At 39.1% G+C, this 15,185-nt stretch carries 16 protein-coding genes; 6 read left to right on the top strand and 10 right to left on the bottom strand.

Going from position 1 to position 15,185, the window contains the following annotated elements; genetic code table 11:
• Window positions 1-124: 124 nt before the first annotated feature.
• From ACN6MT_RS09850 to ACN6MT_RS09830, 5 genes are read right to left on the bottom strand one after another with little or no spacing between them, the layout of a single operon-like run.
• The gene (locus ACN6MT_RS09850) at window positions 125-370 is read right to left on the bottom strand and encodes a DUF2573 family protein (RefSeq protein ID WP_419955741.1); all 246 of its coding nucleotides are present in this window, start codon (window positions 368-370) and stop codon (window positions 125-127) included.
• Entirely contained in the window at window positions 330-1,109 is a 780-nt protein-coding gene (locus tag ACN6MT_RS09845; protein ID WP_419955740.1) for an IucA/IucC family C-terminal-domain containing protein, read from the bottom strand. The genes ACN6MT_RS09850 and ACN6MT_RS09845 overlap by 41 nt, the downstream gene beginning before the upstream one ends.
• The gene (locus tag ACN6MT_RS09840) at window positions 1,102-1,923 is read right to left on the bottom strand and encodes an ABC transporter ATP-binding protein (RefSeq protein ID WP_419955739.1); all 822 of its coding nucleotides are present in this window, start codon (window positions 1,921-1,923) and stop codon (window positions 1,102-1,104) included. The genes ACN6MT_RS09845 and ACN6MT_RS09840 overlap by 8 nt, the downstream gene beginning before the upstream one ends.
• A gap of 29 nt (window positions 1,924-1,952) precedes the next feature.
• Entirely contained in the window at window positions 1,953-3,008 is a 1,056-nt protein-coding gene (locus ACN6MT_RS09835) for a FecCD family ABC transporter permease (protein WP_419955738.1), read from the bottom strand.
• The gene (locus ACN6MT_RS09830; RefSeq protein ID WP_419955737.1) at window positions 3,005-4,009 is read right to left on the bottom strand and encodes a FecCD family ABC transporter permease; all 1,005 of its coding nucleotides are present in this window, start codon (window positions 4,007-4,009) and stop codon (window positions 3,005-3,007) included. The genes ACN6MT_RS09835 and ACN6MT_RS09830 overlap by 4 nt, the downstream gene beginning before the upstream one ends.
• A gap of 258 nt (window positions 4,010-4,267) precedes the next feature.
• Between ACN6MT_RS09830 and ACN6MT_RS09825 the strand changes: the two genes are divergently transcribed.
• On the top strand, window positions 4,268-5,236 hold the full coding sequence (locus ACN6MT_RS09825) for an ABC transporter substrate-binding protein (RefSeq protein WP_063255082.1): 969 nt from the start codon (window positions 4,268-4,270) through the stop codon (window positions 5,234-5,236).
• Between the two features lie 43 nt (window positions 5,237-5,279).
• Here the strand turns inward: ACN6MT_RS09825 and ACN6MT_RS09820 are convergent, their stop codons facing one another.
• Window positions 5,280-6,449, bottom strand: a complete 1,170-nt coding sequence (locus tag ACN6MT_RS09820) for an FtsW/RodA/SpoVE family cell cycle protein (protein WP_063255081.1) — start codon at window positions 6,447-6,449, stop codon at window positions 5,280-5,282.
• Between the two features lie 143 nt (window positions 6,450-6,592).
• Window positions 6,593-7,366, bottom strand: a complete 774-nt coding sequence (locus tag ACN6MT_RS09815) for a DUF4931 domain-containing protein (protein ID WP_419955736.1) — start codon at window positions 7,364-7,366, stop codon at window positions 6,593-6,595.
• Between the two features lie 212 nt (window positions 7,367-7,578).
• Here ACN6MT_RS09815 and ACN6MT_RS09810 point away from each other — a divergent pair, with 212 nt between their 5' ends.
• Window positions 7,579-8,361 (top strand): undecaprenyl-diphosphate phosphatase, encoded by a 783-nt coding sequence (locus tag ACN6MT_RS09810; RefSeq protein WP_419955735.1) that lies wholly within the window; start codon window positions 7,579-7,581, stop codon window positions 8,359-8,361.
• 432 nt (window positions 8,362-8,793) lie between these two features.
• Here ACN6MT_RS09810 and ACN6MT_RS09805 read toward each other — a convergent pair whose 3' ends face one another.
• Window positions 8,794-9,456 carry an FMN-dependent NADH-azoreductase gene (locus ACN6MT_RS09805; protein ID WP_419955734.1) on the bottom strand — a complete coding sequence of 221 codons (663 nt, stop codon included), beginning with the start codon at window positions 9,454-9,456 and terminating at the stop codon, window positions 8,794-8,796.
• A 241-nt stretch (window positions 9,457-9,697) separates the two neighbouring features.
• Between ACN6MT_RS09805 and ACN6MT_RS09800 the strand changes: the two genes are divergently transcribed.
• From ACN6MT_RS09800 to ACN6MT_RS09785, 4 genes are read left to right on the top strand one after another with little or no spacing between them, the layout of a single operon-like run.
• Window positions 9,698-10,636, top strand: coding sequence for a substrate-binding domain-containing protein (locus ACN6MT_RS09800; RefSeq protein ID WP_419955733.1), 939 nt, complete (start codon window positions 9,698-9,700; stop codon window positions 10,634-10,636).
• The gene (locus tag ACN6MT_RS09795; RefSeq protein WP_419955732.1) at window positions 10,630-11,496 is read left to right on the top strand and encodes a substrate-binding domain-containing protein; all 867 of its coding nucleotides are present in this window, start codon (window positions 10,630-10,632) and stop codon (window positions 11,494-11,496) included. Before ACN6MT_RS09800 ends, ACN6MT_RS09795 begins: the two co-directional genes overlap by 7 nt.
• Window positions 11,497-11,525: 29 nt before the next feature.
• Complete coding sequence (locus ACN6MT_RS09790) at window positions 11,526-12,224, top strand: ABC transporter permease (RefSeq protein WP_419955731.1); 699 nt, start codon at window positions 11,526-11,528, stop codon at window positions 12,222-12,224.
• Window positions 12,221-12,994, top strand: coding sequence for an ABC transporter ATP-binding protein (locus ACN6MT_RS09785; protein WP_419955730.1), 774 nt, complete (start codon window positions 12,221-12,223; stop codon window positions 12,992-12,994). The genes ACN6MT_RS09790 and ACN6MT_RS09785 overlap by 4 nt, the downstream gene beginning before the upstream one ends.
• 10 nt (window positions 12,995-13,004) lie before the next feature.
• Here the strand turns inward: ACN6MT_RS09785 and ACN6MT_RS09780 are convergent, their stop codons facing one another.
• Together ACN6MT_RS09780 and ACN6MT_RS09775 are read right to left on the bottom strand one after the other, a co-directional pair.
• The gene (locus ACN6MT_RS09780) at window positions 13,005-14,381 is read right to left on the bottom strand and encodes a HAMP domain-containing sensor histidine kinase (RefSeq protein WP_419955729.1); all 1,377 of its coding nucleotides are present in this window, start codon (window positions 14,379-14,381) and stop codon (window positions 13,005-13,007) included.
• Window positions 14,359-15,069: a response regulator transcription factor gene (locus tag ACN6MT_RS09775; RefSeq protein ID WP_063252111.1), complete on the bottom strand. Its 711-nt coding sequence runs from the start codon at window positions 15,067-15,069 to the stop codon at window positions 14,359-14,361. The genes ACN6MT_RS09780 and ACN6MT_RS09775 overlap by 23 nt, the downstream gene beginning before the upstream one ends.
• Window positions 15,070-15,185 lie beyond the last annotated feature (116 nt).

Below are 15,185 nucleotides of genomic sequence, written 5' to 3'. Positions count from 1 at the left end.
TATTAATTTTTTGAATATTTTATGCATCTTTAAAAGAAAGCGTTTTCTTTTAACATGCATAAAAAAGGCCGCCTCGTTAATCGAAGCGACCAAATGTATTAATAAATATTCAACTTTATGTATATTATTTAGATTGTCTATGCTGTTCATTCAACTGTTTGATTTCATTAATGAGTGTTTTCATTTCTTCCTTTGCTTCTGGATAAAGTTCATTCCAGTGCTTTGCTAAGGCTGGCATTGATTTCGCAATGTGAGTATACAAAGCCCATGCTTTTACCTTTTCCGTTGTCTCCTCGCTCGAGTCACCGACGAGCAAGTCACTATATTTTTCAAGTAGCGCTTGAAACTGCTCCACAAATACTTTCTCCATCAAAGCACACTCCGTTGTTAGTATTATAAGTACATGGACATGTTTTACAGCGTTTTGACCCAAGCTGATAGGTAAAACAACATGTTTTTCTTATCCTTATCTCTTCTTCTGAGTTCTTCTTAAAATAATACTTTTGAATTGGATTAAGGTGATAATCACCGAACAGGTTACCCTCTGCTTCCTTAATTAAGTAATTGAAATCACTTCTCACGTTTTGATCATCGCTATCTTTTAACTCCGTCTCGTAAAGCCAGAAAAGATAAACGGCGATATTTTCCCACAGAATCAATTTTGATATCCTAAACGTTTTTTCAAAATGCTCAATCAGTGGATAAATATTGTGAGCAAACAGGTCCCGATAAACATCTTTTCGCCATTCATCACGGTCCTGACCATTCCATTCCTCGATGGATGTATCCTTTAATGAAATCATTGGCAGCCAGTCTGTAACACGTTCAGCTTCTTCCATATCAATATTGTCCAAAGACAGATTCAATTTCTTATTAGCGGTCGTCATAGCAAAAAGGGAAATAACAGCAATAAATGCATATCTTTTTATAAATATGGAGGCTGCCGCTTTTTCAGAAGGTGAACCGATTGAAAGAGCTAGTTTTCTCATAAAGTCGATTGCAAAAGCTTTATCCATTAAACTTGCCACATTAAATGATTTGCCTGTTATTGATTTGAGCCTATATTTCTGTAATGCACTTAGATCATTTTCTAGAAGTATATTACCCATGGGACACAGCCGCCTTTTGAAGGATCCGTCTTCCTTTTCCATAAGGAATACAAAGCGGTGTTCCAAATAGAGGATCCATTGTTACCTCACATTCCATGCCAAAAACATTTTTAACAAGATTTCGGTTGACCACATATTCTGGCTTTCCTTGGTCATAAACCTTCTGATCTTTTAGAGCAACGATATTGTGTGCATAGCGGCATGCAAGATTAAGATCATGAAGGACCATTACCACCGTTCTTTTTCTTTTTTCATTAAGTTCAAATAACAGGTCAAGAATTTCAATTTGATGTGTCATATCTAAATAGGTTGTGGGCTCATCTAAAAGAATGACATCTGTATCTTGAGCTAAGGTCATGGCAATCCAAGCGCGCTGCCTTTGACCGCCTGAAAGAGAATCAACGGATCTCTCTTTCAAATCCTCTAGTCTTGTAGCCTTTAAAGCTTCATTGACCTTTTTCTCATCTTCTTCTGACCATTGTTTTAGCCATGATTGATGCGGGTAACGCCCTTGTTTTACAAGCTGAAGGACGGTTAACCCTTCAGGTGCAGTTGGTGACTGTGGCAGTATCGCCATCTTTTTTGCCACCTCTTTTGTGGAAAGCTTTGCAATTGCTTTTCCTTCTAAAATAACAGCACCAGACGTTGGTTTAAGAAGTCGGGCAATAGAACGAAGCAGAGTCGACTTTCCACAGCCATTTGCCCCAATAAACACGGTAATTTCACCTTGAGGAATTTTCAAATCTAACTCATCAATAATTCGTGTCTCCCCGTATGAAAGTGACAGATTTTTTGTTTCAATCGCGCTCTTCATCTTCCCAGCCCCTTTAAGCTTTATTTCGATTAAGCATTTCTTGTTTTAAAAAGCAGGTATATAAAATAAGGTGCACCGATTCCCGCTGTAAAAACTCCTGCAGGTATTTCCAAAGGTGAAAACATCGTTCTTCCAATTAAATCTGCCAGCATTACGAGAATTCCACCTATTAATGCTGAAACTGGCAGTAATGCTCCAAACGAAGAACCCACCATTCTTCTTGCCATATGCGGTGCCATTAATCCAACAAAACCAATTCCACCAGCGAAAGCAACCGATCCGCCGATTAATGCTGTACTAATCATAAGTAACAAAAACCTTTGTCTTTGAATCTTACTGCCTAAACCTGTGGCAATCTCGTCACCAAGTTCTTGTATGTTAATGGTTCTTGCAGCGGCAAAGGCGATAATAAGAAATACCACTGCCCATGGAAGTAATGTACCGACATTTTTCCAATTAGACCCGTAAACCGTACCTGTTATCCAAATGTTTGCCTGACTCGCCTGATAGATAGGGCCCATAATCATCATTAACGTCGTTATTGCTTGCATTAAGGTAGAAATCCCGATTCCAATTAGGACTAACCTTATAGGGGATACCCCATTTTTCCAAGCCAAGAAGTAAACTAAAAAAGCCACGAAGCCAGCACCTAAGAATGCAGCTAATGGCAGCCATGCGATACTGACCGTTAAAGCATTACTTTCATCGCTGAATATAGCGAGAAAGGCTACTACTGCTGCACTGGCTCCGCCTGTAATACCAAGTACATCAGGCGAAGCGAGGGGATTCCGGATCATTCCTTGTAAGATACCCCCAGCAACGGCTAAGGAAATCCCAACAATCAATGCGATAATAATTCTAGGCAGACGAAATGATGTTATGATTAGTGTTTCCATTTCAGGTCCACTGCCTGTAAATACTTTTAAAACAGTCAGTGGATTTATTTTCATTTCTCCACTAGCTGTACTGACAACAAAAACAATAAACGCCGCCAGAAAGAGTGTGAATGTGGTTAACAATGCTTTCCGATCCAGCAAGAAAGAAATCTTCCCATTCAAAAAGCGAATATTTTTATATTTACTCATCGTGCATTGAACCCCTTTCTTGCTATGTAAATAAAGAATGGAGTCCCGATGATAGCTGTCATAACCCCGACTGGCACCTCGGAGGGCATAAGAACATATCGTGCTGAAATATCTGCCGCTACTAACAAAATTGCACCTAAGATACCTGACAATGGAATCACCCAGCGATGGTCAATTCCAATGATAGACCTAGTAATATGCGGAATAACGATTCCAACAAATCCAATTGGACCTGCTACAGAGACTGCCCCGCCTGCAAGCAAAATAACAATCACGCCGACCATAATTTTTACAAATCCGGTTTTTAGACCAAGTCCTTTTGCTACGTCTTCTCCCATGGAGAGGATATTCATCTTCCCGGCAATCATAATTGAGGCAATCCAACCAATACCGAGGTAAGGTAACACGGAAACAAGCGTCTCCAGCTTGCGTCCAGCAACAGACCCGGCTAGCCAAAATAGCACTTGCTCTAGTGCTGCCTCGTCGATGACAAGTAATCCTTGCGTGAATGATGAAAACATCGCCGCAATGGCTGCTCCAGCTAAAGTCAACTTCATCGGAGTTAAACCTTCCCGACCGACTGAGCCAATGGCGTATACACTTATCGCAGCAATGGCTGCTCCTAAAAAGGCGAGACCACTAAATGCCTGCAAACTTGAAACAGAAAATAAAGTGACGGCTGCCACTACTACAAAGCCCGCACCTGCATTGATACCAAAAATTCCTGGGGACGCCAGCGGATTTTTGGTTAATGTCTGCATTAAAACTCCAGCAATAGCTAGGCTTGCCCCAACAGCAGCCGCTATGAGCGCTCTTGGAAGTCTAACAGTTTGAATAATAATATGTTCATTTGAGCCATTATAATGGGTAAAGGCATTAATAGCCGTACGGAATGTAGTTTCTGTATAACCAAAAACGATACTGGCACACATGAAGAACAATAGTAAAAGTACGGAGGTTAGTAATCCCACCCACCTTAATGCGCTATTTTTTAAAAGCATTTTTTGAAGACCTTTCTAACCATATTTATAGTATAAATGCGTTTTCTATCTTTAAGTTTATATCCCATTGATAATGATTGTCAATGAGGATGATAACCATTTTCAGTTATTTGGACATACGTTTACAAGATTGTCAATAAATGAAGGATTTCATTTTAAAATAAAGCGTTGACAACGTTCAATATCCATTTTATTATTAGGTTGTCATTGAAAATGATTATCATTAACAATTAGAAAATAAGGAGGATACATATTCGCATGAAAAGATTAAGACCACTATTTACTCTTTTTTCAATCATCGCACTTTTGTTATTAGCTGCGTGTGGTGGTACCGAGGAGAAGACAACGGAAAAGAAAGAAACGGAAAAACCAAAAGAGGAAACAAGCTATACGGTCGAGCATGCAATGGGATCTACAACGATTAAAGGTACCCCTGAACGTGTTGTGATTTTAACAAACGAAGGTACCGAAGCCCTCTTAGCAATGGGAGTTACTCCTGTTGGTGCAGTAAAATCCTTTACAGGTGACCCTTGGTATGATCATATTGCTGATCAATTAAAGGACACCCAAGTGGTTGGTGTTGAGAGTGAAGTCAATGTTGAAGCGATTGCTGCACTAAAACCAGATTTAATCATAGGTAATAAAATGCGCCAAGAAAAAATTTATGATCAACTGAACGCGATTGCACCGACAGTTTTCGCGGAAACACTTCGAGGAGACTGGAAGGTAAACTTTGAACTTTATGCGAAAGCATTAAATAAAGAAGAAAAAGGGAAAGAAGTATTAGATAAGTACAATACGCGAGTTGCTGATTTAAAAGAACAGCTTGGCGACAAATTAAACATGAAGGTTTCAATGGTTCGCTTTATGGCCGGTGAGGTTCGTATTTATCATAAAGATACATTCTCTGGTGTTATTTTAGGGGACCTTGGATTTGCTCGTCCGGAAAGCCAAAATGTTGACGATTTTGCAGAAAGAAACGTAACAAAGGAACGCATTCCAGCCATGGATGGAGATATCCTTTTCTACTTCACTTATGAGACTGGAGACGGGAAAGGTTCTGAGTTAGAAAAAGAATGGATTGCTGACCCGCTGTTCAAGAACCTTGAAGTAGCCAAAAAAGGGGAAGTACACAAAGTTAGTGATACCATCTGGAATACAGCCGGCGGTGTACTTGCTGCAAACCTCATGCTTGATGATGTTGAAAAGATCTTTTTAAAGAAATAATATAGAAAAACGCGAGGATATTAATCCCCGCGTTTTTTTTTGTTTATGCATTTGTTGAAAACATGTATTTTTTATAGTGGTAGCGTATGGAGAAGATTAATCCCAGCCCAAGCATATTCCCCATTAAAGAACTTCCCCCATAGCTGATGAATGGCAATGGAATACCCGTAATCGGCAGCACTCCAATCGTCATCCCGATATTTTGGAATACATGGAAGGTAATCATACTAATTACTCCCACGCAAATATACGTATAAAAATTGTTCTTCGTTTCCATTCCAACCTTGGTGATATGATAAATCAACAAGAAAAATAAACTTACTAGTACACTGGCACCAATAAAACCATACTCTTCTCCAACGACACTAAAGATAAAATCGGTATGGCTTTCAGGGAGATATACTTCCCTATTCCCGTATCCCTTACCTCCAGTTTGTCCTGAGCCAATCGCTAAGAGTGATCGTGTCAGCTGGTATCCTGCTGAGCTTTGGAAGTTATAAGGGTCGAGCCAAGAGTAGATACGGCTAAATTGATACTGCTTCACACCTAAATATTTTTCAAGAACCTCAGGCTTTAACAATACAAAATAAAAAATAACTGAAATAAGTGCCGTTCCAACTGAAAAGATTGGTACTAATAATTTCCATGTTATGCCAGAAATAAATATCATCCCTAATAGGATGGCTATGAATACGAGCGACGTCCCTAAGTCTTGTTTAATAATTAATATTAATGGTGCCATCGTGACGACTCCCAGCTTTATTAATAACCAAAAATCAGAGGCTATGGTTTTAACTGGGTTTTTAAGGTGATGGGCCTCAATTACTTTGGCCAGCGCTAAAATAATAAAGATTTTGACAAACTCTGACGGCTGAAGTGAGCCGATTCCGGGAACCTTAAACCAGTTTTTTGCCCCATTGATGACAGGTGCAATGCTTTCTGGCGCTATGATTAATAGTATAAGTAGAAATATTCCCACTCCGTAAGCATACCAGGTTAATTTTTTTAACTGGTCGGAGTCCAGCCTAATAACGGCAGCAATAATTCCGCAGCCAATTCCATAAAAGATAATCTGCTTTATAAGAAAGTTACTTTCATATTGACCGCTGGCCTGCGCACTATAAATCGATAAACAGCTGGCCAAAAACAATAACAGTAAGATAAAAACAAGGCTATAATCAAGTTTTGAAGTTGTATTTTTAGATGATGTCATCATTCGCACTCCTTTATGTCAAAGTCTCAAAAAGGAACTTGTACATTATTTCATTATATTTTTTATATGCCCAAAGCACAACTTATAAAGTAAGAATGGGTGAATTTACATATGCATATGCAAAAAAGTGGAAGCTCCTATTGTTAGGCGCTCCCACTGGTGAAGTATTTACTTTTTAAATCATCTGCCATCCAATGTAAATTACTTGGTACTTGGGGAATCCCATAGCCGATATAAAGTGGCGTAGTGACAAATCGAGGCACAATTTTCACGTATATTCTTTTATTATAATGATGAAAAAAAAGATTATAGCTGCTTGCTTTAAACGGGAAGTTATTCAGAATGTAATGCACGGCTTTTTGAAGATAAACACCAAAGGTTTCATTATAGCTTGAGTCATCCATATGAATATTAAATTCATAAAAGCCTACCTTTGGTTTTGTGGAAAGAGTAAACGTTACCCCATCTTTTTCTTCTATTATAATACCCGTAAACACTTCTTCAGATATGTTTTCCTTATAGTTAATATCATTTAAGCCAATTATCTGCATATGAGGATGGGCAATAGTCCCCCCTGACAACGGACCATGATTTTTGAAAAAAATAACTGATTCATATTTTCCAGTTCTATCTAATTCAAGCCAATTTCTGATCGCAAACTGTAAGAGTCTATGGAGAAAGGGAAGCTCATAGACAGATAAATCACCATGACAATCGTCTGTTTCAATTAGAACCGTTTGGTAGGCATTTTCTAGAACAGGATATTTATTTTTTAGTAATATGATGGGTCCATCCACTTCAATAAGGTCAGTCAGCTCTTCTCGTGCACAAAAAGGGCATGCCTGCTGTTTATTTCTTATACTTTCTGGTTTCTTTACTCCGATGGATGTATTGAAAAGTAGATGGTGATTTTTCAAAAGTGCTGCTCCTCTCCAAAATTCTTACTTCTATTTTATGGGAGATTTCACTGCTTTTGCACTATTTTTGCCTTAGTAATATATAAAAATTTAGCTTGGAGCGGACAACAACAGACAAGTTTAATCAGGTCAAAAAATTTATTGCTTATTTGTTGAGAGACTTGCATATCTTTACTATGTACAGGCTAATGGTGCAGAAAGAGAGGTTGGATATGTTAAGTAAATTAGAAGCACTCATATTAGGAATTATCCAGGGATTAACGGAATTTTTACCAATAAGCTCTACAGGACATTTATATTTAGGAAGGAATTTATTTGGTTTACAAGAAGCTGGTCTATTGCTTGATACCATGCTGCACATTGGTACCCTGATCGCCGTTTTTGTCTTCTATAAGGATGAATTTGTTAAGATTATTAAAAATCCGTTTAGTAAGCTGACCTTTCTGTTGATTGTCGGAACCATTCCAGCTGTCGTGATAGGGTTGCTTTTCAAAGACTACTTTGAGGAGATTTCGAAGACAGGTGTTACGATTGGCTGGGAGTTCTTAGTTACCGGTTTGTTTCTCTGGATTGCTGATTCCGCAAAAAATGGCTATAAAAAAATGGATGATATTAGTTATACGGATGCTTTCATCATCGGCTCCTTTCAGGCCGCTGCCATTTTTCCTGCGATTTCCCGCTCTGGGTTCACGATTGTGGCTGCGCTATGGAGGAAGTTAGACCGCGAAACTGCAGCCTATTTTTCTTTTCTCTTATCTACACCTGCCATCGCCGGTGCGGTTGTACTGCAGTCAATGGATTTATTCGGAGGGGCCGGAGAGGAAATTTCTCTATCTGCATTAATCGTTGGGATCGCCTCCTCTGCACTATTCGGATATGTTGCAGTAAAGTGGATGATAGGATTTTTAAAGAAACACTCGTTAAAACCGTTTGCCATTTATGTCTGGGTTCTAGGTTTTGCGGTTTTATTTTTTCAGTTTACAGGAAAGTTTTAGAGGGGAAACTTCTATTTATTGGAGGGATTCCTCTGTTGGATGGTGATTGAGGACAAATCTCTTGATCCCAGCTGGAGTTTTGTCCTCAAGACACCCCATTGAGGACAAATCTTCTCGTCACAGCCGGAGTTTTGTCCTCAAGGCACTCGATTGAGGACAAATCTTTTCGTCGTAGCCGAAGTTTTGTCCTCAAGACACCCGATTGGGGACAAATCTCTTGGTCCCAGCTGGATTTTTGTCCTCAAGACACTCGATTGAGGACAAATCTTCTTTTCACAGCCGGAGATTTGTCTTCAAGGCCCTCTATTGAGGACAAATCTTCTCGTCACAGCTAGAGTTTTGTCCTCAAGAAGAGCTGTAACCCCCCCAATTTGATATCTAAGAAACTCAACAAAAATGCGGCTCGATAATCGAGCCGCATTTTTAATTCTATTAAACTGTAACTGTTTCCTTTGCCATTTCTCTAGCCGCTTCGATGACTTGTTCTTTAGCCTTCGCCATGATTTCTGGTACCTGTTTTGGAAAGTGATCCATACCTTCTGCATATACAGTCGGCATGACCTCCATACCTAAGAATCCAAGTACTTTTGTTAAGAAGCGGTCTCCAAATTCAAAGTCTACCATTGGACCCGTGGAGTAAATTCCGCCGCGTGTTTGGATATGAAGGGCTTTGCGGTTTGTTAGCAGCCCTTTTGCTCCTTCATGCGTATTAATAAATGTCTTGTTCACGATAAATAAATTATCAAGGAATGCTTTTAAAATGGCTGGTGATCCAAAGTTCCAAATTGGTGTAACAAACACATAATAATCCGCTGCAATAAAGCGGTCTGCCAATGCATGCATAGCCGTAATTTGTTTTTGCTCACCCTCTGTAAGCTCATCAAAGGTTTTACCCATAAACGATAATTTTGCACGTGCATACAGTAAGTCCATATCTATTTGAGGGATATCCATATCATATAAATGCATATGTTCTATTTCAACATCAGGCTTCTGTTTTTTAAACTCTTCTAAAAAAGCCTCACCTAGCTGCATACCCTTTGATAGCTTTATATCATTTTTGGGGTTAACAGTAATATATAGAAGTTTTGCCATCTCATCTTCATCCCTTTTTATATAAATTTTCATCTATTCATATAGTACATCAATCTGCTTTGTTCACAGATGAACAATCAGTGAAGTTTATGAAGAAAGTGTGAACTTTTCAAAAAAACATGAACAAAAAGTGACAATTCTAAATAAAACTAAACGAAACTTAACAAAACTTAACAAAAGTCACAGGAACCATAGTATATTTGTATTATATTTACTTTGCTAATGAAAGGAGGCATTACGGATGATTGGAAAGGCTTACACACCAGATGAGGTAGCTCAATTGTTCCAGATCTCGAAACATACGGTTTATGAACTGATTAAGCGAGGTGAGCTTCAGGCGTTTAAAGTTGGCAACAAAATGAGGATTGAATATGAAGAAATCGAACGATATAAAGAAAGCACAAAAGCACCTGCAAAAAAAATACAAGCGGAACAGATTGAACCCCCTGCTTCCATTCAAATTCGATTATCCGGGAGCCATGACTTTTTAGTAGAACATTTTGTAAAACAAACATCGAAGGATTTACACCTGCAGATTCAGCCGACGTACATAGGAAGTCTTGAAGGTCTGATGATGCTCTATAGAGGCCAAACCGATATTGCAGCCATCCATTTATTAGATCCAGCATCACAAGAATACAATCTCCCATTTATCAATCAGCTATTTGTTCACGAATCCATTTGTGTGGTTCGTTTTGCCTCAAGGGAACAAGGCTTTATCATAGCAAAAGGAAATCCAAAAGGGATTTCGGACTTTCAGGATCTTACCAGAAAAGATATTCAATTTGTTAATCGCCAAAAAGGTGCGGGGACAAGATTTCTTTTAGACTCTATGCTATCCAAACAGGGAATTGACCCTGCTGCTATAAATGGTTACGAGAATGAAGAATGGAATCATTTATCAACCGCTTCTTATATCAGTAGAGGCGTGGCGGACGTTGCCTTTGGGATTCACTCAGCTGCTAGTCATTTAGGATTGGATTTTATTCCAGTCGCCAAGGAACAATTTGATCTTGTATTGCGACTGTCAAACGAGAACAAAGAAAATCTAGTTAAATTGATTCATTACCTTCAGTCCGATCATTTTAAAAGCAGTATAACAGAATTAGAAGGATATGATATTGAAGAATTAGGCAAAGTAATCTATCAAACTAACAAAATGGAGGAAATTTCATGTTGAAGAATCGTTTTTTTGCTACACTAGTTGTATTCATGCTTCTCATACTATCCGCATGCGGAAATAGCAACACTGATTCAGCGGATGCTAAGGAGAAAAAGTCAGAACCGAAGGCAGAACCTACTGAATTAATCCTAGCCACTACTACAAGCACTCAGGATAGCGGCTTATTAGATGAATTGCTGCCAATCTTTGAAAAAGAAAACAATGTAAAAGTAAAAACCATTGCCGTTGGTACCGGACAAGCATTAGAGATGGGAACAAAAGGGGAAGCTGATGTCCTTCTAGTCCATGCTCCAAAGTCAGAGGAAGAACTAGTAACAAGTGGTGACGCCATCAATCGTAAACGCGTGATGTACAATGATTTTATTTTAGTAGGACCGAAAGATAATCCTGCAGGCGTAAGTGGCGATGACGTGAAAGCAGCATTCCAAAAAATCACTGAAGTAAAATCAAACTTTATTACTCGCGGTGATGACTCTGGTACCCATAAAAAGGAACTAGGAATTTGGACAGCTGCGAATATCCAGCCAACTGGTGACACCTATATCTCCACTGGACAAGGAATGGGTGCTTCCTTACAAATTGCAAATGAAAAAAATGGCTATATTTTAACCGACCGGGCTACTTGGCTTGCACAGGAGAAAAACTTAACAAACCTAAAAATTGTCGTTGAAGGCGGCACTGATTTAATGAATATTTACCATGTTATGCAGGTAAATCCTGAGAAACACGACATGGTAAACAGTACAGACGCAGAAAAATTTGTTGAATTCATGGTTGATTCTAAAACTCAAGACGTCATTGAAAGTTTTGGAAAAGAAGAATTTGGACAGTCATTATTTATTAAATATACCGAATAAACCTAGGGAAAGTGGAAGGAGAAGGCCGGATGGAACTTATTATCGATGGACTGAAAAAAGCGGTGGAAATGATTCTAACCGGTGATACAGAGATTTTCGAGATCACTTGGTTAACATTAAGAGTCTGCTTTATGGCTATCCTTATTAGTTCCATCATTGGCCTGCCCCTTGGAATGCTTCTAGGTCTAACAAGATTTAAAGGCAGAAAACTAATACTTGTTTTCATTAATATCGGCATGGGCTTACCTCCTGTTGTTGCTGGGTTATGGATCACCATGCTCTTGTGGCGTTCTGGGCCTCTCGGACATTTACAATTGCTCTATTCTCCGACTGCCATTGTTATGGCCCAAGTATTGGTTTCCTTACCGATTGTCACAGGCTTAACAAGCTCTGCTTTTCAACAAATCAATGATAAAATGCTTTTGCAAATTAAAGCACTCGGTGCAACGAAACTACAAACCATTATGATACTCTTCAAACAAACCAAAATTGCTATTGTTGCTGCCATAATGGCAGGCTTTGGCCGTGTGATCGCGGAGGTTGGTGCTGCAATGATGGTTGGTGGAAATATCCAAGGAGATACACGTATCCTAACCACTTCTATTGTTATGGAAGTTTCAAAAGGTAACTTTGATGTTGCTCTTGCGATTTCTTTCATTTTATTGACCGTTGCGTTACTCATTACTGCCGCGTTAACCATGTTACAGCAAAGGAAGCGAGTATCATGAATCCATTAATTGAGCTTAAAAACATTACCTATCAGGCACATAATAAAACCATCCTAACGATTCCACATTTTCAAATCCAAGCAGGCGAATTCCTTGGGATGATGGGACCTAATGGTGCTGGTAAAAGCAGCTTGCTTAAAGTAGTGGCTTTGTTGGATCGAATAAGTAGTGGTGAGATTCTCTACCGTGGGCAAGTCGTTCCCAATGGAACTCCCTCCCTTGAACTGCGGCGAAAATTCTCAGTGGCCCTGCAGCAATCTCTGCTACTAGAAGGAACTGTTTTTAACAATATTGCAATTGGTTTAAAGTTAAGAAATGTACCCAAAGCGATCATAAAAGACAAAGTAACATTATGGATGGAACAGTTTCAAATTAGTCACCTTGCGAAAAAAAACGTCCATTTCCTTTCAGGCGGTGAGGCTCAGCGTGTAAACCTTGCAAGAGCAATGATTGTCGAGCCTGAAATACTTTTTCTGGATGAACCTTTTTCAGCATTAGACTTTCCAACCAAAATTAAATTAATGGATGACTTCAAAGGAATTATTGAAGGCTCGGGAACGACAACCGCCTTTGTCAGTCATGATTTAATGGAAATCAATTATCTAACAAGTTCACTTGCGATTATTGTCAATGGAGAAATTAAGCAGTATGGCCCTACCCAGAGAGTCCTTGAACACCCCAATTCAGCGACTTCTCCTTTCCTAAATGAATGGAAAAAATTTTATCCCTTACATTCTAACAAGCAAAAGCCGCTATCACTCATGAGATAGCGGCTCTTTTTTAATCCTCGTCTTCTGGAAACCATAAGATAATGCTTGTTCCTTTATTTTTTCTGCTTTTTACTTTTATAATCCCTTTATGTGCTTCCATTAAGGCTTTGACAATGGAAAGCCCAATTCCAGCTCCGCCGGTTTTTCGATCACGCGATTTATCACCGCGGTAAAAGCGCTCAAATATATGAGGAATATCTTCCTCAGCCATCCCTGAACCTTCATCTTCGACCTTAAAGCCTACATACCCATCTTTTTCTGTTAATACTGATATGGTTACATTCTTACCTTCTGGTGTATATTTAAGGGCATTGTTTAACACGTTTGAGAGAATCTGCATTAAACGATCCTTGTCGGCTGGGAAAAGGAGTTCCAGATCAGGCTCTTCAATATGAAGATGGACACCCTTTTGTTTAAACAAAGGTACAAACATTTCCCATAATGCAACCAGCACATTACCAGCTTCTACTTCTACTTTTTCCAATTTAATTTGTGGGTTCTCGGCAGCAAGCAGCTTCTCAAGCTCATTTACCAATCTCACTAGTCGCATTAGCTCTTCATGACTGGATTGTAATCGTGCTGGTGTTGGCTCCCAAATCCCATCTTGGTAGGCTTCAATTTGACTTCTTAACGTAGCTAGCGGTGTCCGGAGCTCATGGGCTAAATCGCCAGTAAACTGCTTTCTTAACATTTCCCCCTTTGCCAACGATTCTGCTAAATTATTAAAGGATATCGCTAGCTGCTTTACCTCTGTTGGCAATCCCGTCAGAGGAATTCGGATTGAAAGATTATGCTGCTGGAGCTCATTGGCTGCAAAGGAAACTTTATTTAAGCTAGACGTTATTTTTTTCGAGAATAACATACTAAGAAGAATGGATAACAGTATCGTTAAACAAACGGCTGCATAAATGTATAACTGAATGGTTTGTAAAAAATTATACTCATCATCGATTAAGCCGATTGGGTATATCGCAACAAGTTTACCAATCACTTTATTGTCTGCTTTTAACGTATAGGAAGCAGAATGCCACTCTTCATCATTCGGTTCTGGTTCAGTCAATCCAAGGCTGTTCAAATAGCCCACAATATTAGAGGTCCCCATTTGTAATTGACCACGGTTATCATACAAATCGAAATATAGCTGATCGGTCATCGCATGCTCGTGGAGGAAACCAAAAACAGGGTCCCTGGTAAAATGGCCATTTTTCTGATAGCCCTTTTCAATTTCTGTAATAATTCTATCAATCTTTTTTTCACGATTACGATCTAGATATTTCGTAAAGCTCTCTTCAAATCCCCACTGCATAAAAAAGCTGACAAAGAGGATCCCAATCAGCGAGCTGAGTAATAAATAAAAGAGAATTCTAGACCGCAGTGTTTGAAACATCTAGCACCCCTCCAAATTTATAACCCATCCCAAATACGGTGAGAATAAACGTTGGCTGCCTAGAATCCAACTCAATTTTCTTTCGAAGGTTTTTAATATGCGTGTCAACACTGCGCTCATAGCCTTCGTAATACATACCTTCATCTTGGATTTTTTCGAGTAAGTCCATCCGGCTATATACTCTTCCAGGATTTAGCGCCATATTGGTTAACAGCTTATATTCAATCGGTGTCAAAATAACATCCTGCCCTTTAACTATTACTTCCTTTTTACTAAGGTCTATGGCCAGCTGTTTATTATTGAATTCAATTCGTTCTACTTTCTCTGTTTTCTTTACTCTTCTTAGGATCGCCTGTACGCGCACCACTACTTCCCGCGGGCTAAATGGCTTCGTTAAATAATCATCTGCCCCCATGACAATCCCGTTAATCCGGTCATCCTCTGCAGACTTCGCGGTCAGCATCAGAATCGGAACATCTGATTCTTTTCTTACTAAGCGGCATACTTCTTCACCAGAAATATCCGGAAGCATTAAATCTAATATAATCAAATCTGGATTTATCGTTTTCGCTTTTTTCAAGGCATCAATACCGTTATCAGCACAATGAATTTCATAGCCCTCTCTCTCGAGGTAGGCTTCGAGAACTTCTATGATTCTTTTTTCATCATCAACAAGCAGTATTTTCATCGTTCTCACTCCCCTTAGCTATAATATATCATGTCGGGGAATCGCTTTTTTCATCTTCACAAATTCATCACAAGTTCTTCATAACATCTACAATATTTCTCGATAAGATGTACCTG

It is taken from the genome of Neobacillus niacini (genome assembly GCF_048572935.1).
Taxonomy (GTDB): domain Bacteria; phylum Bacillota; class Bacilli; order Bacillales; family Cytobacillaceae; genus Neobacillus; species Neobacillus niacini.
The sequence above is the reverse complement of the archived record's forward strand: the minus strand, read 5'-3'. Positions and strand labels throughout refer to the sequence as shown.